Consider the following 18,605-nt stretch of genomic DNA (forward strand, 5'->3'; position numbering starts at 1 on the left):
CTTAGCATTTAGTGGTGGTGCTGCATCGCCATTTCCCGCAGCGCCTCGACCTCGGCATAGGCGTCGGCGGCCTGATAGACGGCCGAACCCGCCACAAAGACATCGGCCCCCGCCTCGGCGGCGCGTTCGATCGTGGCCCGCGAAACTCCGCCGTCTACCTGCAGCCCAATCTCCAAACCGGCTGCGTCAATCGCGGCCCGGGCCTGGGCAATCTTGGGCAGCATCGACTCCAAGAAACTCTGCCCGCCAAAGCCGGGCTCCACCGTCATCACCAACAACATGTCGAATTCAGGCAGCAGGTCCAGGAAAGGTTCTACCCCTGTGGCTGGCCGTAGCCCCAACCCCGCCTTCGCTCCCAGGCGCCGCAACTCGCGCGCCAACCGAATTGGGGCTTGCGCCGCCTCCGCGTGAAAGGTCACTGACGCACATCCGACTTCCGCGTAGGCCGGCGCCCAGCGGTCCGGGTCAGCGATCATCAGGTGCGCGTCGACCGGCAAGATGCCCGCATCGACGATGGCCTGCGCCAACGGCAGTCCCCACGTCAAATTGGGCACAAAATGGTTGTCCATAACGTCGACGTGCGCAAAGTCAGCGTTAGCGATCTTCGCTAGCTCCCGCCCAAACTCCAGCGGATTGGCGTTCAGGATAGAGGGGCTGATGGTGACGCTCATACTTCCTCCTTCACCTGCAGCAGGGCCACAAACATGGCGTCCGTGCCGTGCAGATCGGGCCACAGTTGGACGAACGGACCGGCCCCAAAATCGTGTACCACCTGTGGCGGGATGGTGTTGCCCTGCCGGGCGGGGGACTGACCGTTCTCTTCCTGCTCGGCTCGGGTAGCTCGCCCGGAACCAGCCAATTGCCCGCGTGCGGTGCCGCACGCCAACGGTTCAATCCAGCTGACCACCGTGCGTGCCACCGCGCTAGCGTCCACCAGCTCGACTTGCCCGCCCGCCAACGCGTCATTTATTACCACGTGCGTTTCGGCGATGTGCGGGGAACACGTCGCGTAGGCCACCAGACCGCCGGGCCGGGTGGCGGCGATGGCAGCTGCCAAGAGTTCTCGCTGCAGGGGCGCCAGGGCCGCCAAATCTCGCGGTTGACGACGCCAACGAGCCTCTGGGCGGCGGCGCAGGGACCCCAAACCGGAGCATGGCACATCAACCAGCGTGCGGTCGAAGTGGGCAGCGAACTCGGCGGGCACGGCGCGCCCGTCCCCGTCCCGCACTGTGACGTTGTCGAGCAGTGCCGTTGTTTGCCGCACTAGCTCGGCTCGATGTTCGGTGACCTCATTGGCCAGCACGTGCGCCCCCCGCGCCGCTGCCAACGCTGCCAGCAGGCCAGTTTTTCCGCCTGGCCCGGCGCACAAATCCAACCAGTTAGCGTCTGGCCCGTTCAGCGGCGCGGCGGCCAGTAGCGCGGCCACCAGCTGACTGCCCTCATCCTGGGCGGCGGCGGCCCCGCTGCGCACCGCCGCCAGGGCGCCCGGGTCACCGCGCTCAACGAGCACCGCGTAGGGACTCACCCGCCCCGAGGTGGCTGCAGCGTCGCCTGACGCCGCGGCCTCCGCGGCCAGCTCAGCGGGTTCACTAAGGCCCGGACGAGCCACTAGCGCCAACTGAGGGGCGGCATTGTTGGCGGCCAACACCTCATCTATGTCGGCAGCCGCCCGGCCGTTGGCTGTGAGGGCCTGCGTGAGCGCGCGCACAATCCACTCCGGGTGACTGGTACTGGCCGCGCGGCGGGCTGTCTCATCCGGCTGCTGTGCCAGCTCTTCGTCCCACTGCTCAGGTGTTTTTTCCGCGAGCCGCCGCAACACCGCGTTTACCATGCGCGCGGGCCCGTCGCTGGTCACGGTGCGGGCCAGTGCCACCGTCTCCGAGACCGCAGCATAGGGAGCAATCTGCAAAGTCAGCAGCTGGTGGGCCCCCAAGCGCAACAGGTTCGCCACGAGCGGGTCCAGTTGGTCCAGTGGCCGCGTCGCCGAGCAGGCGATCAAAGCATCGTACTTGCCTTGCATCCGCAGCGTGCCGTAGGTGAGCTCCGTCGCGAACGCGGCGTCCAAGGGTCGTAACCGGCGCTGCCGCAGCAGCTTGGGCAGTTCAATGTTGGCGTAGGCATCTTGAGTGCTGACGGCTTGCAAGACGTCTAAAGCGGCCGCACGGGCTGGATCCACGCTGTGGCGTTTCTTCACGTAACTCATCTAGTTTTCCTCCCCGCCGAGCAGCGCACCGGGCTGCAAGCGCGCCCCCCGGGCCCAAGCGTCAGCCTGCATCATTGCCTTGCCTGCGGGTGCTACTAGCCCCAGGCGGACGGCATGGCTACCGGTCCCTACCAACACCCGCTTCTTATCCGCCCACAGCTGCCCGGGGGCTAAGTCCCTCACCGTTGGCTCTAACTCGACCGGCCCTAGTTTTAGCCGGGCCCCAGCCCACGTGGTCCACGCTCCTGGAGCGGGGGTAACTGCCCGAATCAGGCGGTCGATGGCTAGCGCTGGAGCGGCAAATCGGACCTGGGCGTCCTCCACGGTCAGGCGCGGGGCCAGACTGACTCCATCTGTTTCTTGCGCTACTGCCACTACCCGTCCGGCCTCCAGACCCGCCAGCACCTGCCCGAGCAGCTGCGCCCCAACGTCGGCCAGCGCCTCCAGCGCCTGGCCTGCGGTCTCACGCGGGGCGAACGCCCGTGTAGCCGTCCCAAACACCGGACCAGTGTCCAGTCCCTCGTCAATCCGAAAGACGCTGACGCCGCCGACCTCGTCGCCGGCCATGAGGGCCCGCTGCACAGGTGCCGCCCCGCGCCAGGCGGGCAGCAGAGAAAAATGCACGTTAATCCAGCCGTGCGGAGCGATCTCCAGCAGCTCTGGCGGCACCAGGCGACCGTAGGCCACGGTCGGGATCGCGTCCGGTGCCAGCTCCGCTAGGCGGGCAGCCACTGCCGCGTCGCGCAGGCTGCTGGGGGTGAGCACCTCGATGCCTCGACTACGGGCCAGTTCCTCCACCCCCGACGGCTGCAACTTCCGCCCGCGGCCCGCCCGCGCGGGCGCCCGTGTCAAGACGGCAACCACTTCGTGAGATGAATCCAAAAGCGAACGTAAAACGGTTACCGCCGGTGCAGGAGTTCCTGCGAATATTAGACGCATATGTCAAGGTTACGTGCCTGCCAAGAGCTGGCGTGCAGCGCGCGCTGGATGAGGCACCGTTAACCTCACCACCCACCTTGAAGGAACCATCTATGGCTGAACCCTGGCCTCCCAACCCCCACGCCCACGGTCTGCGCCGCCGCGTGGGAGAGTTCACCCTGTCCACCCCCGTGCAGTCTTTCATCGTTGGCGTCATCATCGTCAACGCCATCACCATGGGGCTCCACACTTCCGAGCGACTGGTGGCCAGCTGGGGTGGAGTGCTCTACGCCCTGGAGCACATTGCGCTGGCTATCTTCATCGTTGAACTCGTGGCCAAGATGTACGCCCTCGGTCCGCGGTTCTTCCGCGACGGCTGGAATGTCTTTGACTTCCTCGTCGTTGCCATCGCATTGGTGCCCGCTGCGGGCCAGTTCGCTGTGTTGCGGGCCTTGCGGGTGCTGCGAGTCTTTCGCCTGGTCAATCGTATGCCGCAGCTGCGGCGCATTGCCGCCGCGATAATCCAGGCCATTCCCGGCATTGGTGCGATAGCCGCCCTGATGGGGATCGTCTTCTACGTCGGGTCAGTCATGGCCACCACGCTGTTTGGCAAGGATTTTCCGGAGTGGTTCGGCACTGTGGGGCGCTCCTGCTATTCCCTGTTCCAGATCATGACGCTGGAGAGCTGGTCGATGGGCATCGTCCGCCCAGTGATGGAGCACTACCCGTACGCGTGGGCTTTCTTCGTCCCGTTCATCATGAGCTCGGCCTTCGTCATGCTGAACCTATTCGTAGCTGTCATCGTGGACGCCATGTCCAACCTGTCTTCGACCGAGGCGGGGACTGTCTCCGACCCCACTCCCGTCGTCGAGCGGCCCGAGGCGAGGGAAATCAACTTGTTCGACACGGACCACGAACTGCTGCAGCTGCGCCAGGAACTGCGCGAGATCAAGGAGCTCCTGGCGGCACACACGGCCGAGCGCGCGGCCTCGGACTAAACAGCTAACCCTAGTTCCCGCAGGCGGGCCCGCACCTGCGGCACGTCCGTAAACTGCACGGCCGCAAAACCACAATCGGCGGCCGCCCGCACATTGGCGGGCACGTCGTCGATATAGGCGGTACGTTGCGGCTCCACCGCGAACCGGTCCCGCGCCAGCGCGAAAATACGAGGATCCGGCTTGGCCAAGCCCACCTGCCCGGAGACCACTACGTCCCGCAGCAGGTTGATAGCAGGTTGGGCGACGGCCGCGTACGGAAAGTGCTCCGCGGGCCAGTTCGTCAGGCCGTACAGTGCCACCCCGGCGGCGTGCAGCTCGGCCACCAGCTCCCCCGCCCCCGCGATAGTGCCCGTGAGGGAAGCCGGAAAATTATCTGTGTACTGCCGGTAGACCGCCTCCCACTGGGGGTGATGCGTTGCCAACCAGGCGCGGGCCTCCGCCACGGAGCGCCCGGCGTCCTGCTCGGCGTTAAACCGCGGCCAATCGACCTCGCGGCAAAACTCGTCCCATTGCGCCAGCGTAAAGGGCGGAACCACGGCGGGGACGGGGTCCCACGTCAGCAGCACGCCCCCGAAGTCGAAGATGACAGTGTCGATCATCTGTCCATCTCACCACAGTTCACTCGGATCAACGCGCACCGCAACAACAGGTTTTCGCCGCGCGGACCGCACCCCGACCATCTCGCCCAGCGCGGCCGACAGAGCAGCACCTTGGGCGGCAGGAGCCCGCACCGCAGCCCGCGCCTGTCCCTCCGGTAGCTCGCTTGGCCCCAACACCTCGGCCCCTGCCGGGAGCCGCAGCTCGGATAGGGCCTGCCGCACCTGCGAACTCTCACCGTCGAGGCGCGCCATCCGCACCGCTGGCGGGTAGCCAAGTTCAACCCGTTCGGCGTGTAGGTGGCGGGCGAAACCGACCGGGTCCCAGCGCACCAGTGCTTGGGTGAGTACGGTTGGCGCCCCGGCTGTCAGCAGCACTGTGCCGTCGGCAGCCGCCAACGTGGCCGCGTTGCACCAGCGCCGCACCGCCTCGCCCGGTGCCCACAGTTCGGGGCGGGCAGCAGTGTAGGCGGTATCCAGAATGACGACGGCGCGGTAGCCGCCGCGCGCGTACGGCTCAGCCCCGGGAGTGGCAACTACCAGGGTCGGACGGTCGTCCACTTGTTCGACGACTCCCCCGGCCGCCCGGGTGCCCGAGACCAACACCCGGATACCCGGAAATGCTCGCCCGAGTTCTTCCCCGGTGCGTAGCGCCCCGATCTGCCGCCACCGCCAGGACTGCCCCCCGCAGGTCGGGCAGCTGGGGGCAGTGGCAGGCCGCTGGCACCAGCCACATTGCAGCTGCTGAGCTGAATGGGGCGGGACCCCGGGCCGTAAGGGGCCCTGGCACTGCTGGCACCGCGCTGCCTGCCCACACTTTGCGCACGCGAGCGCGTCAATGTGACCGGCGCGGGCGGTCTGCACCAGCACGGGACCGTGTTCTAGCCCGGCGGCGATCACCCGGTGGGCGGCGGGAGGGATGCGGGCGGCGCCGGCAGGCCCAGCCTGGGCCACATCGTGGCTGTCTAGCACCCGCACCTGGGCCAGGCAGGCGCGCACCGCGGGGCGGTCTGCCTGCAGTAGGTGCGCCCAACCGCTGGCGGCAACGGCGTAGGCCTCCACACTGCAGGCGTAGCCCCCCAGGATGAGCGCGGTGTCCTCCAGTTGCGCCCGTTGCAAAGCAACGGTGCGCGCGTGGTGGTACGGGGCACTTGGTTCGGCGAGCCGGTCGTCGCCGTCGTCCCACACCGCTATGAGCCCCAAGTCAGTCACCGGCGCGAAGACGGCGGAACGCAGGCCGAAGACCACTCGGGCCTCGCCTCGCAGCACACGCAAGAACTCGGTGTACCGCCGGGCGGGCTCAGCCTCCCGCCAGAGCGCCAGTTGGACAGTCTCGGTGCCGGGGGTGTGCCGCCAGGCTGCCACTAGCTGCTCCAGGTGGCGACTGGTTGGCACCACGACTATCGCGCCTTTCCCGAGCGCGCGCTGCGCCAAGCAGGCCGCGATCAGCGGGCTGGCCCAGCCTGCCACCGCCGGGCAGCTGCCCTCCTGCTGCCCGGCCGTAGGCAACGCGCACCACACTGCGCGCGGCCGGTGCCCGGCCTGCAGGTGCTCCCAGAAGGCTCCGCCAGCCCGATAGCGGTCAAAGGGGGCGGTGGGCAGTGGCTGACTGGGCAGACCGGGCTGGGCGGGCGGGCTCTGCCAGTGAGCTTTCTCGGCCCGCGCGTGCCGCGGAACGATGGCATGCCGGAGCACGTCAGCCACCGCGCCCGCCTGCCGGGCTGCCACCGCCTGCACCAAGCGGCGCACCGGAGCAGTTAGTACCGGAACCGGCGAAACTACCTTGTGCAGGGGCGTGAGTTTGCGGTAGGCCGAGGTGCTGGCACGTTCCGCTAAGTAGCCACCGACCAGGCGTCCGGCTAACCTCACTTTCACCCGCACCCCCGGTTGCGCGAGGTCCGCCAAGTCACCGGGTACTAGATAGTCAAATGTCTGGTTCAGGTGTGGCAGTGGCACGTCGAGCAGGACCCGGGCCACAGGCTCGGGCACGTCACCGGCAATTTCCACCTCGCGCTCGGGTGGGAGATCTAGCAGGGTGCCTTGCTCGCCGCCCACGGCGTGTCCTTACAGCCCAGCGGCCGCGCGCAGCTGCTCTGTCTTGTCGGTCTGCTCCCAGGTGAACTCGGGCAACTCGCGGCCGAAGTGGCCGTAGGCGCTGGTTGCCTTGTAGATCGGGCGCCGCAGCTGCAGGTGGTCAATGATGGCGGCCGGCCGCAGATCGAAGACCTGCCGTACTGCTGCCAACAGTTTGTCTTCCGGCACGGTCGCCGTACCGAATGTCTCAATGTGGACACCAATCGGGTGGGCCACCCCGATAGCGTAGGCAACCTGCACCTCACAGCGCCGCGCCAAGCCTGCCGCCACGATATTTTTGGCCACCCACCGCATCGCGTACGACGCGGAGCGATCAACCTTAGAGGGGTCCTTCCCCGAGAATGCTCCTCCCCCGTGCCGGGCCATGCCCCCGTAGGTGTCGACGATGATCTTGCGTCCCGTCAGCCCGGCGTCGCCCTTGGGTCCACCGAGGGTGAAAGAGCCGGAGGGGTTGACCAAAATCGTTGGCTCGCAGACCACTGCGCTCGGCACGTGCGCGGCCAACACCGGGTTAATGACGTGCTCGGTGATGGCTTGCGTCAGCCACTGTTGGGTGACGTCCTCGGCATGCTGGGTGGAGACGACCACGGTGTGGATGGCCTGCGCAACCCCGTCCCGGTAGCCGACCGTCACCTGTGTTTTCCCATCCGGCCGCAATCCGGGCACTAGCTCTTCCTTGCGTACCTGCGCTAGCCGCTCTGCCAGCTGGTGGGACAGGAAGATCGGCAGCGGCATGAGCGTGGGGGTCTCGTCGGTGGCGTAGCCAAACATGAGCCCCTGGTCCCCGGCGCCCTGCTGGTCGTAGGCGTCTGCCACCTGCCCGGTGCGAGCCTCCAAGGAAGCCTCCACGCTGTGCGAGATCTCCGGTGACTGCGCTGAGATTGATACCGCCACCCCGCACGAGTTGCCGTCGAAACCGACCGCTGAGGAGGTGTAACCGATCTCGTTTACTGTCTGCCGCACGATTCCTTGCACGTCGACATAGGCCTCGGTGGTCACCTCCCCCACCACGTAAACCAGCCCGTTGGTGGCGAAGGTCTCCACCGCCACCCGCGCGGTTGGATCTTGGGCCAAGATGGCGTCAAGGACCGCGTCCGAGATGCGGTCGCATACTTTGTCGGGATGGCCTTCGGTTACGGACTCCGAGGTGAAGAGTTGCAGCGGTGTTTCAGTCACCCATAGATGGTAATGCGGGTGCCTAACATTTTTCGTCGCTGCCCTGCCGCCACGATGTGATTGCCGCTACCAGGGCCGCGGCCACTTCCCCTTTACTGCCACGCACGTGGCCCACCTGTTGGCCGGTGCGGTCCAGTATCCACACTTCGTTGTCGACGTCACCGAAGCCCCGTCCCCCGCCCACCGCGTTCACGACGGTGAGGTCTGCCCCCTTGCTGCGGGCTTTGCGGGCACCGTGTTCGAGCACGCTGCCAGCCTCATCACCTGTCTCAGCGGCAAAACCGACGACGAGGGAGGGGCGGGTGGGGTGTCCCTGTACCAGTGGCGGGTTGCTCGTCAGCTCGCTCAGGACATCGATGGTCGGCACCAGGGTGAGTACCCACTCGCCCTGCCCGGCCCGTTCGGCAGCAGTGCGTTTGCGTTTGGTCGCCTGTGGGGCGGCGGGGGTGAAGTCGGCCACCGCGGCAGCCATCACCACAATGTCGGCCGGGTGACTGCGCACGGCGCTGCGCAAGTCTGCGGCGCTGACTACCGGGGTGACCCGCACCTGTGGCGGCAGGGTCGCCAACACCGTGTCGGCAACATTGGCCGCCACCAACTCAACGTCCGCCCCGGCCCGGGCCAAAGCGGCGGCAATCTCGGTGCCCTGGATGCCGGAGGACGCGTTGGCCAGGTGGCGCACCGGGTCTATGGCTTCGCGCGTGCCTCCGGCGGACACGAGCGCCCGGCAGCCCGCCAGCGGGCCGTTCGGCGCCACGACCGCCAGCGCTGCTTTGACGACATCTATCGGCTCGGGCAGGCGGCCCTTGCCGGAGTCTTTGCCGGTCAGTCGGCCTTCGGCGGGTTCGATAACGTGCACCCCCCGCTGCCGGAGCGTCGCCACATTGGCCCGGGTGGCGGGGTGATTCCACATCTCGGTGTGCATCGCGGGGGCGACGACGACCGGGCAGCGGGCGGTCAAAAGAACCGCCCCCAAGAGATCGTCGGCGCGGCCGGTAGCGGCCCGCGCCAGAAAGTCTGCTGTCGCCGGGGCTACCAACACGAGGTCGGCGGTTTGTCCCAGGGAAACGTGGTCGACTCCCTGGGCGTCAGCAAAAACCTCAGTCTCCACTGGCTGCCCGGACAGGGCCGCGAGCGTGGCCTCGCCCACGAACCGCAGCGCATTACGCGTGGGTACCACTCGCACCTGATGGCCTGCCTCCGTCAATAACCGCAGGAGCAATGGCGCCTTAAATGCAGCGATGCCCCCGGTCACCCCGAGCACGATGCGCAGGGAACGGGGGGCACCAGCTGCCGCAAAAACCTCAGGAGTCGGCACCGAAGTCAGCCTCGGCATCCCCGAAGGTCGCCTCCGGGGCCCGGTCAAATTCCGGCACCGTGATCGAAGAGAAGTCGGGGATTGTCGGCATCGGCATCGGGGCGGGCTCACGCCGCTCGGTCACCCGCAGCAGTCCCTCGTTGATCTCCCGCAACGCGATCGACAACGCTTTGTCTTCCGCGTCGTGTTCCACCAGGGGGCCCACCATCTCAAACATGCCTTGCTCTAGCTGCTGGTGGTAGGTGTTGATCTGCCGGGCGCGCCGCGAAGCGTACGTCACCAAGGCGTACTTGGAGTCGACCTTGGTCAAAAGTTCATCAATCGGCGGGTCGATTATGCCCCTCTGGGCGGCGGAAGAAGCAGACATGCGCGCCATCCTACCTTTCCAATCCGAGAATCTGTTCCAATTGTGCGGTGGCTCTCGCCACGTCGTCGTTGATCACCACCTGATCGAACTGTGCCTGGGCCGCCAACTCCTGGCGGGCCGTGGCCAGCCGTCGCTCGCGCTCGGCCTCTCCTTCAGTGCCGCGGCCCTCCAGACGACGCACCAGCTCCTCCCAGCTCGGCGGGGCGAGGAATACCAGCAGTGCCTCGGGCATTGCCCGGCGCACCTGCATGGCCCCGGCCAGGTCGATCTCCAGTAACGCGGAGCGTCCTGCCGCCAGTTCGGCCTCCACCGGACCCCGGGGGGTGCCATAGGAGTGTTGCCCGTGCACCACCGCCCACTCAAGCATCCGGTCACTAGCAACCAAGCGCGCGAACTCCTCCGGGCTCACGAAGTGGTAGTGCTCGCCGTCCACTTCCCCTGGCCGAGGCGGGCGGGTGGTGGCCGAGACCGAGACGAAGAGGTCCGGGTGGCGGGCACGCAGCGCTGCCACGACGGTGCCCTTTCCGACAGCGGTGGGGCCCGCCAGCACCACCAGGCGAGCAGAGGGATCAGTCATGGTCAATATTGTGCCCCAACGCGACGGCTGCTTGGCGAGCAGCTTGTTGCGCGGCCCGTGCCAGGTTCCCCGGTCCCGCCGCCAAAATATTGCGGGAAGAGGAGGCCAAGACGTGGGACCGGGCGGCTCCGAACACCGCCCGCAGCTCGGCCGCACCGGCCCCCTGGGCCCCCACGCCGGGGGCCAAGTACGGGCCGTGCAGCGCTGCTAGTGATAATCCGAGCCGCGCGGCAGCATCCCCGACCGTGGCACCGACGACCGCACCACAGCTACCCCAGGTCGCCCCAGCAGCGCGCTCGGCGGCATTCAGCTCCGCTAGCCCCGCCAAAATAGTCCCGGCCACGGTGCGCGGCGGCTGGCCCGCGTGCTGCACGCTGGCCCCCTCTGGGTTGGAGGTCAAGGCGAGCACGAAGACTCCGCGTCCGGTGGCCCGCGCCAGCTCGAAAGCCGGCTGGAGCGCACCGAGCCCCAGGTAGGGACTGAGCGTCACGGCGTCCGCCCGCAGTGGGGAGTCCTCCCCCAGATAGGCCTGCGCGTAGCCCAGCATCGTGGAACCAATATCGCCACGCTTAACATCCAGAACCGTCAGCACCTGCCGCTGGCGCGCGGCGGCCAAGATGTCCTCCAGGGCCGTGATACCGCGCGCACCGTGGCGTTCGAAGAATGCCGACTGCGGTTTGAGGGCGGCCACACACCCGCCGAGTTCCTCCACCACAGTGAGACCAAAACGCCGCAGCCCGGCCGCGTCGTCGGGCAGCCCCCACTGGGCCAACAACGCCGGATGCGGATCGATACCCACACACAACGGCCCCCGCTCGGCCACTGCCGCGCGCAGCCGGTCACCAAAACCGATCATTTCTCGCTTTGCCCTTTCCACGGGGGCCGGGCGCCCGGCCCGGCTCCGTTGCCGGAACCTGGCAGCGGGCGCCCGGCCCCCCGAGTTGCAAATATTGGCCGCCTTCAGTTCTCTGTCGCGGGCACCTGCAGCTGCCCGTTCAGCACGGTGGCCCGTCCCCCAAAGAAGGTGGCCACCACCTGGCCTGGCAGTTCCCGACCACGGTACGGACTGTTGGCGGACTTGGTGGCTTGGGTGGCCGGGTCGACGACGCGGCGCGCAGCCGGGTCGACGAGCACGACATGCGCCGGGGCACCAACGACTAGGCCTTGCCCCTGTCCGGCCACGCGCCCGATCTGGGCGGGGGTGGTGGACATGACGCGCGCCACATCAGCCCAGGTCATGCGCCCAGTCTCCACCATGGTGGCTATCACGACGCTGAGGGCGGTCTCCAGCCCGGTCATCCCGAAAGCGCCGGCGGCCCACTCGCAGTCCTTGTCCTCCAGCGAATGGGGGGCGTGGTCAGTGCCGACGATGTCTATGGTGCCATCAGCCAGGCCTTCCCGCACCGCTTCCACGTCCGCCGCCGTGCGCAGCGGTGGATTGACCTTGTAGAGCGGGTCGTAGCTCTGGGCCTCATCTTCGGTGAAGTACAGGTGGTGCGGCGTGACCTCAGCAGTCACCGCGATGCCACGGGATTTGGCCCAGCGCACCAATTCAACCGAGCCTGCGGTGGACAGGTGGCAGATGTGCAGACGCGAGCCCACGTGCGCCGCCAACTGAATATCGCGAGCGATGATGGCCTCTTCTGCCACGGCCGGCCAGCCCGCCAGCCCCAACTTGGCTGACAGCGGCGACTCGTTCATCTGGGCGTTCTCTGTCAAGCGCGGTTCTTGCGCATGCTGGGCGATCACCCCATCGAAGGACTTGACGTACTCCAGGGCGCGGCGCATCAGCACCGGGTCGTGGACACACTTACCGTCGTCGGAAAAGACCCGCACCTGGGCTGCCGAGTGCGCCATGGCCCCCAGCTCCGCTAGGGCCTTGCCCTCCAGCCCCTTCGACACTGCCCCCACGGGCCGCACCTCCACCCAGCCGGCTTCACGTCCCAAGCGCGCAACCTGCTCAACCACGCCCGCGGTGTCCTGCACCGGGGAGGTGTTGGCCATAGCGTGCACGCAGGTGTAGCCGCCCAGGGCTGCCGCGCGCGTGCCGGAGTCCACGGTCTCGCAGTCCTCGCGCCCGGGCTCCCGCAGGTGAGTGTGCAAGTCAACGAGGCCTGGCAGTGCAATCAGTCCGTCCGCTTCCACGACCTGGGCCTGGTCACCCGCCACGGTGGCAGCGTCCGTCCCGATGGCGGCAATAGTGCCATCCACGAGGGCAATGTCCTGCTTCTCTTCGCCAAGCAGCGCGGCATTCTTGATCAGGTAGTTCACTTTTCGAGTCCTTCGTTGGCGAGCAGCAGGTAGAGGGCAGACATGCGCACCGCGACCCCGTTGGAGACCTGTTCGACGATGCGGGAGCGGGCGTGATCGGCGGCTTCGGCCGAAATTTCCAGGCCCCGGTTCATCGGGCCAGGGTGGAGAATCTGACAGGTGGGTTTCAGAGCAGCCAGGCGCTCCACCCCCAGGCCATAAACCCGGTGGTATTCCAGGGGCGAGGGGAAAAATCCGCCCCCGGCCGAGCTCATGCGTTCGCGCTGCACGCGCAACATCATGATGGCGTCTGGCTGATCGACCTCGAGGGCTTCGTCCAGGTCGAAGCGCAGCGTCACCGGCCAGTTCTCCACTCCCATGGGCAGCAGGGTCGGCGGGGCTACCAGGGTGACCTGCGCCCCCAGGGTGTGCAGCAGGTCGACGTTGGAGCGCGCCACCCGAGAGTGCAGCACGTCACCGACAATCACGATGCGGGCTCCCTCCAGGGTGGCACCGGCCGCGGGGGCCGAGCCGTCACCAGGGCGGCCGGGCCCGGCAATGTGGCGCCGCATGGTCATGGCGTCCAGGAGGGCCTGGGTGGGGTGCTGGTGGGTGCCATCACCCGCGTTCAAGACGGGGGTGTCGATCCAGCCCGCGTAGGCCAATCGATGGGCAGCTCCGGAAGCCGAGTGCCGAATGACTACCGCATCGGCCCCCATTGCCTGCAGCGTCAGGGCGGTGTCCTTCAACGACTCCCCTTTGGAAAGGGAAGAGCCCTTGGCAGAGAAATTGATGACGTCGGCGCTCAGGCGTTTGGCCGCCGCCTCGAACGACAGGCGGGTGCGGGTGGAGTCTTCGAAGAAGAGATTAACTACGGTCTTGCCCCTCAGCGTCGGCAGCTTCTTCACCGCGCGCGACTGGGTGGCAGCCATAGTTTCGGCAGTGTCGAGAATGGTCAGTGCTTCGGCGAGTGACAGGTCGGAGGCGTTAAGTAGGTGGCGCATTTCAGTCCTTCAGCAGCACGACCGCGTCGCGGCCATCGGTTTCTTCCAGTAGCACGCGCACAGATTCGGCGCGGGAGGTCGGCAGGTTCTTGCCTACAAAGTCCGCCCGAATCGGCAGTTCGCGGTGACCGCGATCCACGAGGACCGCCAACTGCACGGCGGCCGGCCGCCCGACATCATTCAACGCGTCGAGGGCGGCACGGATGGTGCGCCCGGAATACAGGACGTCGTCAACCAACACCACAGTTTTGCCATCGATGTTGCCGGGAATGACGGTGGGCGAGGGCACGCGCACACCCTGGCGACCAAGATCGTCGCGATACATGGTGATGTCCAGCGCCCCGGCAGGCACCGGCTGCCCGGCTTGTGCCAATTTCGCTGCCAGGCGGTGGGCCAACGGCACTCCCCCGGTGGGAATCCCCAGCAAGATTACATTTTCACCCCCCGCGTTTTTCTCGAGAATCTCGTGTGCGATGCGCGTGAGCGAACGGTTGATCTCGGCGCTACCGAGAACCTCCTTGCCCTCGGTTTTGGGGTCGTCGTACACCACGACAGACCTCCTTCCCCGCCTCACAGGACGGCTCTTAAAGGATGTCTTGCGGCAGCAAGTCTATGGCCACCGCTTACGAGGAGTGCCTAACTCCCGACGTGCTACTCGCCACAGGCGGCCCCAATTTGGGGGTCTGCCCCCTGCCCTGCCGCCGCCGCACACCGTCTAGGGTGGGGAGACGATGCATACAGATACTGACTATGCGGGTCTCACCGCCCGCGAGGTAGCCCAAAGAGTGTCCGCCGGGCACACCAACGCCGTGCGCGATCCTTCTTCCCGGTCCGCCGCGCAAATCCTACGGGCCAATGTTTTTACCGTTTTTAATGCCCTCTTGGCGGCGGCCGTGCTCGTAGTGCTGCTGGTGGGCAGCTGGCGTGATGCCGTCTTCGGGCTGGTGTTGGTTATCAATACCGCGACCGGCACGCTGGCGGAGATTAAGGCCAAGCGCAAACTTGACTCGCTGGCGGTGCTGGCCACCCCCCTGGCGCACGTGGTACGTGACGGAACGGAACAGGACGTGCCGGTGGCCGACGTAGTCCTGGACGAGCTGCTGCAACTGCGCTCCGGCGACCAAGTGCCTGCCGACGGCTTCGTGTTGCAATCGACCGGCCTGGAGATCGATGAGGCGATCTTGACGGGGGAGTCGGTGACGGTGACCAAGCAAGTTGGTGACCGGGTAATGTCTGGCACCACCGTCATGGCGGGCACCGCCCTAGTGCAGATCGATGCGGTCGGAGCGCAGGCCTACGCTCACCGGTTGGCCGCCGAAGCGCGGAAGTTTACGAAGGTGCACAGCGAGTTGCAGGCAGCCACCAACCGGGTGCTGACCTGGATCGGCTACGTCATTGTGCCCATGACGCTGATCTTGCTGTGGTCGCAGCTGCGGTTGAGCGATGCAGCGTCTTGGCAGGCGGCGTTGGTGTTGGCGGTGGCCGGAGTGGTGGGCATGGTGCCGCAGGGCTTGGTGCTGCTCACCAGTGTCAACTTCGCCGGCGCCTCCCTGGCGCTGGCGCGCAAGCAGGTACTGGTCCAGGAGCTGCCAGCGGTGGAGGTGCTGGCCCGCGTGGACATGTTGTGCCTGGACAAGACCGGCACGATTACCTCTGGTGGGGTGCAGCTGGAGGAGATCCGCCCCACGGCCGGGTGCAGTGCGCCCGACGAGGCGCGCGCCCGCGCGGCGCTGGTGACCCTGGTCTCCGCCGGTGATGCAAACGCCACCGCGACCGCAGTGGCCAGCGCCCTCGCCGACGTCCCGGCGCTCGCGGCGAGCCACACGGTGCCGTTTTCGTCGGCCCGCAAGTGGGCGGCCCTGGTGGCCGCGGACAGTCCGCACCGCGCCTACGTGTTCGGGGCACCCGAGATCGTTTTGGCCACCACTGATAACCAAGCAGCTGAGGACGGCGCGGCAGCGGCCGCGTTACGCGACGTGGCACAGTTATCCCGGCAGGGCAGCCGGGTGCTGGTGGTAGCCAGCGCTGGCGACGCCGCCCCTTTGCAAGATGCTGCCCCGCAGCTGCCCACGGATCTGCGCCCCGAGCTCCTAGTGGTGCTCTCCGAGGAGGTGCGGGACGACGCCGCCCAGACGCTGAGTTACTTCCGCGACCAGGGGGTGGCGGTGAAGGTGATCAGCGGCGACAACCCGGTCACGGTGGCCGCCATCGCCGCGAAGGTGGGCTTGCGGGACGCGGCCGGGCGGGCCCCGGTGGGGGTCGATGCCCGCACATTGCCGCCCGCCGACGAGGCCGAGGGGCAGGCGCTGGCCGACGCGCTGGCGCAGGCCACCGTGCTGGGCCGGGTGACGCCGGAACAGAAGCGGGACTTTGTGCGGGCCCTGCAGGCCCGCGGGCACACCGTGGCCATGACGGGCGACGGTGTCAATGACGCCCTGGCTTTGAAGAACGCGGATCTCGGCATCGCCATGGGCAACGGCGCGGCCGCCACCAAGGCGGTGGCGCGCCTGGTCTTGCTGGACGGGCGGTTCTCGTCCCTGCCGCGGGTCGTGGCTGAGGGACGCCGCGTGATGGCCAACATGGAGCGAGTCGCCGCGCTGTTCCTGGCCAAGACCACCTACGCGGCGTTGCTGGCGGTGGCGGTGGCAGTGGCCGGCGTTGCCTATCCGTTCCTGCCGCGGCAGTTGACGATCGTCGGGGTACTGACGATCGGGCTGCCCGCCTTCATCCTGGCCCTGGCCCCGGCGCGGCGGCGCTATCGGTCCGGTTTCCTGCGGCGCGTCTTGCGGCTGGCGGTGCCTGCCGGGCTGCTGATCGGCACATCCGTACTGGCAGCCTACTTCTGGCTCTCCTCCCGCGGGGTCGCCGAGAAGGAGCTGACGACGGGCACCACGCTGGTGCTCATCGGCGGCGGACTGATTCTGCTCGCCCAGACCGCCCGCCCGTGGGTGTGGTGGCGGGTGCTGCTGGTGGCCGCGATGGCGGCGGTGGCCCTGTTGTGCGTGTTAATTCCCGCCTGGCGGGCATTCTTCCTGCTGACCTGGCCGAGCGGGGCCACCTGGTTGCTGTGCGCCGCCTGCTGGCTGGTGCTCGCCGGGACGTTGGAAGTACTGCGGCGCCGCGCCTAACGGGGTCGGCCGCTGACGGCTTCGCCGATGTCTGGATTCGGCAGCAATCGCGCGCAGTCGTCGTCCGCGGTGGTTGCCAACCACGAGCCGGTGGGACTAAAAGCCACCGTGCAAACCCAGCCTGGCTGCTGTAACACCCCCCTCAGTGTGCCCGTGACCGCGTCGAAGAACCGCAGGTGGCGGTCAGTGGATCCGGTGACAATAGTCTGTCCGTTTGGACTCCAATCGATACCGGTAAACCAGGAGTGTCCGTGTTCCAAGCTGAGCAATTGGCTTCCGGTGGCGCTGTCACGAACTGGCGCGCTATGGCCGAGGGCCGACGTGACGTAGCGGGCACCGTCGGGGCTCAGCGCCAAACTAGTCAACCGCCCGCTGTGTCCCAGTTCGACCACTTGACCGGCACGCCAGGCCGCCCCGCCCACAAGTAACAGTTGTCCGTCACCGCTCCAACTTGCCGCCGTGGCGGGACTGGCTAGCTCAAACCATGCGGTCGTCTGCTGGGTGACGCAGTCCCAACGGGAGACTTCAGTACCCATCACTACCGTTAGCCCCGTGCCCGCAGGATGCCAGGCACAGCAGTACCCAGCGAGGGTGTCCTGCAGCTCACCGTCCCGCCAGAGACGAACGACGCCGGTGGGACTGACGGTTGCCAACAAGGAGCCGGTGGGGTTGAACGCCAGGGAAGTAACTTCGTCGGTGCGCAAGTGGGAAACCCGCTGCCCGGTCTTTGTCTCCCACAGGTGGGCACCGTCACTAGCCCCCGTCGCCAGCAGGCGGCCACTTGGGTGCCAGTTCGCGGTGTAGACGTGGCCGTTGTGGGGCAATACGAGCATGTAGCCCAGGGTGCCATGGATCGGAATTGCCCGCTGCCACTGGCCGCGGCACTCGGTGCCGCTCGGGACCAGAGCAAAGGTGAGCGGGGCCCGGCGTGGCCGGGCCCCGCCGGGTCAGCTCCGCAGCGTCGGGGCGAGGTCCTTGATGCGGCCCAAGAGGCCGTTGACGACGGGCGGAGACTCGTCGGTAGACAGCAGAGCCGCCAGGTTGACCGCTTCGTCAATGGCCACATTCGGTGGGGTGTCGGCAAACAGCAACTCCCACACCCCGACCCGCAGGATCGCGCGATCCACCTGCGGCAGGCGGGAGATTGCCTTACCCGTCTGGTAGGTGTTGAGCACGTCGTCGATCTGCCCGAGATTGGCCGCCACCCCGGCGAGGATCTCCTGCGCGAACGCGGGCAGCGGCGTGTGCGCCGCCGTGATCTGCCGCCGGGCGGCGGCCAGGGCCGCCAGTTCGCTGCTGGTAAGGGCCCCCACTGTCTCCGCTTCGAAAAGCACCTCGACGGCGCGGCGCCGGGCTTTGGAACGTGCGTCGGCCACGTCAGTCGTTCACGCGGCCCAGGTAGTCACCGGTGCGGGTGTCTACCTTGACCTTCGTGCCGATCTCCAGGAAGAGCGGTACCTGGATCTCGTAGCCGGTGGCGATGGTGGCGGGCTTGGTGCCCGCCGAGGAGCGGTCACCCTGCAGCCCGGGCTCGGTGTAAGTAATTTCGGTAACGATCGAGGCGGGCAGGTCGATGTACAGCACCTCGCCCTCGTGGGTAGCAACGATGCACTGCTGGTTTTCCTGCAGGAAGTTGCGGGCGTCGCCCACGGTCTCGCCCGGGATGGTGATCTGCTCGTAGGTCTGGGTGTCCATGAAAACGTAGTCCTGCCCGTCCTGGTACAGGTATTCCATGTCCCGGCGGTCCACGGTGGCGGTCTCCACCTTCAGGCCCGCGTTGAAGGTCCGGTCCACGATCTTGCCCGACAGCACGTTCTTGAGCTTGGTGCGCACGAAGGCCGGGCCCTTGCCGGGCTTGACGTGCTGAAATTCCACGACGGACCACAGCTGGCCCTCGATCTTCAGCACCATACCGTTCTTCAGGTCGTTGGTCGTTGCCACGTAGGTGTCCTTACCGCTTGTCTGTTGCTTACCGC

18 protein-coding genes are annotated in these 18,605 nt (G+C 67.2%); 2 read left to right on the forward strand and 16 right to left on the reverse strand.

Annotated features, from left to right (window positions below; all coding sequences use genetic code 11):
* Nucleotides 1–8 precede the first annotated feature (8 nt).
* From rpe to fmt, 3 genes are read right to left on the reverse strand one after another with little or no spacing between them, the layout of a single operon-like run.
* Entirely contained in the window at nucleotides 9–671 is a 663-nt protein-coding gene (rpe, locus tag BSZ40_RS02795; RefSeq protein WP_073823096.1) for a ribulose-phosphate 3-epimerase, read from the reverse strand.
* Nucleotides 668–2,203, reverse strand: coding sequence for an RsmB/NOP family class I SAM-dependent RNA methyltransferase (locus tag BSZ40_RS02800; RefSeq protein ID WP_073823098.1), 1,536 nt, complete (start codon nucleotides 2,201–2,203; stop codon nucleotides 668–670). Before BSZ40_RS02800 ends, rpe begins: the two co-directional genes overlap by 4 nt.
* Nucleotides 2,204–3,142 carry a methionyl-tRNA formyltransferase gene (gene fmt, locus BSZ40_RS02805; RefSeq protein WP_073823100.1) on the reverse strand — a complete coding sequence of 313 codons (939 nt, stop codon included), beginning with the start codon at nucleotides 3,140–3,142 and terminating at the stop codon, nucleotides 2,204–2,206.
* A 92-nt stretch (nucleotides 3,143–3,234) separates the two neighbouring features.
* Between fmt and BSZ40_RS02810 the strand changes: the two genes are divergently transcribed.
* Nucleotides 3,235–4,119, forward strand: coding sequence for an ion transporter (locus BSZ40_RS02810; RefSeq protein WP_073823102.1), 885 nt, complete (start codon nucleotides 3,235–3,237; stop codon nucleotides 4,117–4,119).
* Here BSZ40_RS02810 and BSZ40_RS02815 read toward each other — a convergent pair.
* The 10 genes from BSZ40_RS02815 to pyrR all read right to left on the reverse strand — a co-directional run bounded on the left by BSZ40_RS02815 (nucleotide 4,116) and on the right by pyrR (nucleotide 14,051).
* Complete coding sequence (locus BSZ40_RS02815; RefSeq protein ID WP_073823104.1) at nucleotides 4,116–4,718, reverse strand: HAD family hydrolase; 603 nt, start codon at nucleotides 4,716–4,718, stop codon at nucleotides 4,116–4,118. The genes BSZ40_RS02810 and BSZ40_RS02815 overlap by 4 nt on opposite strands.
* A 9-nt stretch (nucleotides 4,719–4,727) precedes the next feature.
* Nucleotides 4,728–6,770: a primosomal protein N' family DNA-binding protein gene (locus BSZ40_RS02820; protein WP_084542564.1), complete on the reverse strand. Its 2,043-nt coding sequence runs from the start codon at nucleotides 6,768–6,770 to the stop codon at nucleotides 4,728–4,730.
* A gap of 9 nt (nucleotides 6,771–6,779) precedes the next feature.
* The gene (gene metK / locus BSZ40_RS02825; protein WP_073823299.1) at nucleotides 6,780–7,970 is read right to left on the reverse strand and encodes a methionine adenosyltransferase; all 1,191 of its coding nucleotides are present in this window, start codon (nucleotides 7,968–7,970) and stop codon (nucleotides 6,780–6,782) included.
* A gap of 37 nt (nucleotides 7,971–8,007) precedes the next feature.
* A complete protein-coding gene (gene coaBC, locus BSZ40_RS02830; protein WP_084542565.1) occupies nucleotides 8,008–9,321 on the reverse strand; it encodes a bifunctional phosphopantothenoylcysteine decarboxylase/phosphopantothenate--cysteine ligase CoaBC in 1,314 nt (437 codons plus the stop codon).
* The gene (rpoZ, locus tag BSZ40_RS12475) at nucleotides 9,290–9,670 is read right to left on the reverse strand and encodes a DNA-directed RNA polymerase subunit omega (RefSeq protein ID WP_073823305.1); all 381 of its coding nucleotides are present in this window, start codon (nucleotides 9,668–9,670) and stop codon (nucleotides 9,290–9,292) included. Before rpoZ ends, coaBC begins: the two co-directional genes overlap by 32 nt.
* Nucleotides 9,671–9,680: 10 nt before the next feature.
* Complete coding sequence (gmk, locus tag BSZ40_RS02840; protein WP_073823106.1) at nucleotides 9,681–10,247, reverse strand: guanylate kinase; 567 nt, start codon at nucleotides 10,245–10,247, stop codon at nucleotides 9,681–9,683.
* Nucleotides 10,240–11,103 carry an orotidine-5'-phosphate decarboxylase gene (pyrF, locus tag BSZ40_RS02845; protein ID WP_073823108.1) on the reverse strand — a complete coding sequence of 288 codons (864 nt, stop codon included), beginning with the start codon at nucleotides 11,101–11,103 and terminating at the stop codon, nucleotides 10,240–10,242. Before pyrF ends, gmk begins: the two co-directional genes overlap by 8 nt.
* Before the next feature lie 104 nt (nucleotides 11,104–11,207).
* A complete protein-coding gene (locus BSZ40_RS02850; protein ID WP_073823110.1) occupies nucleotides 11,208–12,518 on the reverse strand; it encodes a dihydroorotase in 1,311 nt (436 codons plus the stop codon).
* A complete protein-coding gene (locus BSZ40_RS02855) occupies nucleotides 12,515–13,501 on the reverse strand; it encodes an aspartate carbamoyltransferase catalytic subunit (protein WP_073823112.1) in 987 nt (328 codons plus the stop codon). The genes BSZ40_RS02850 and BSZ40_RS02855 overlap by 4 nt, the downstream gene beginning before the upstream one ends.
* Nucleotide 13,502: 1 nt before the next feature.
* A complete protein-coding gene (pyrR, locus tag BSZ40_RS02860; RefSeq protein WP_425425634.1) occupies nucleotides 13,503–14,051 on the reverse strand; it encodes a bifunctional pyr operon transcriptional regulator/uracil phosphoribosyltransferase PyrR in 549 nt (182 codons plus the stop codon).
* A 181-nt stretch (nucleotides 14,052–14,232) separates the two neighbouring features.
* Here pyrR and BSZ40_RS02865 point away from each other — a divergent pair, with 181 nt between their 5' ends.
* On the forward strand, nucleotides 14,233–16,629 hold the full coding sequence (locus tag BSZ40_RS02865; protein WP_073823114.1) for an HAD-IC family P-type ATPase: 2,397 nt from the start codon (nucleotides 14,233–14,235) through the stop codon (nucleotides 16,627–16,629).
* Here BSZ40_RS02865 and BSZ40_RS02870 read toward each other — a convergent pair.
* From BSZ40_RS02870 to efp, 3 genes are all read right to left on the reverse strand, one after another.
* Nucleotides 16,626–17,462 (reverse strand): WD40 repeat domain-containing protein, encoded by an 837-nt coding sequence (locus BSZ40_RS02870; protein WP_073823116.1) that lies wholly within the window; start codon nucleotides 17,460–17,462, stop codon nucleotides 16,626–16,628. The two genes, BSZ40_RS02865 and BSZ40_RS02870, sit on opposite strands and share 4 nt — an antisense overlap.
* 114 nt (nucleotides 17,463–17,576) lie before the next feature.
* Entirely contained in the window at nucleotides 17,577–18,005 is a 429-nt protein-coding gene (nusB, locus tag BSZ40_RS02875; RefSeq protein ID WP_073823118.1) for a transcription antitermination factor NusB, read from the reverse strand.
* Nucleotide 18,006: 1 nt separating this feature from the next.
* Nucleotides 18,007–18,570, reverse strand: a complete 564-nt coding sequence (efp, locus tag BSZ40_RS02880) for an elongation factor P (RefSeq protein ID WP_073823309.1) — start codon at nucleotides 18,568–18,570, stop codon at nucleotides 18,007–18,009.
* Nucleotides 18,571–18,605: the final 35 nt, after the last annotated feature.

This window comes from Buchananella hordeovulneris, from assembly GCF_001907235.1.
Taxonomy (GTDB): Bacteria; Actinomycetota; Actinomycetes; order Actinomycetales; family Actinomycetaceae; genus Buchananella; species Buchananella hordeovulneris.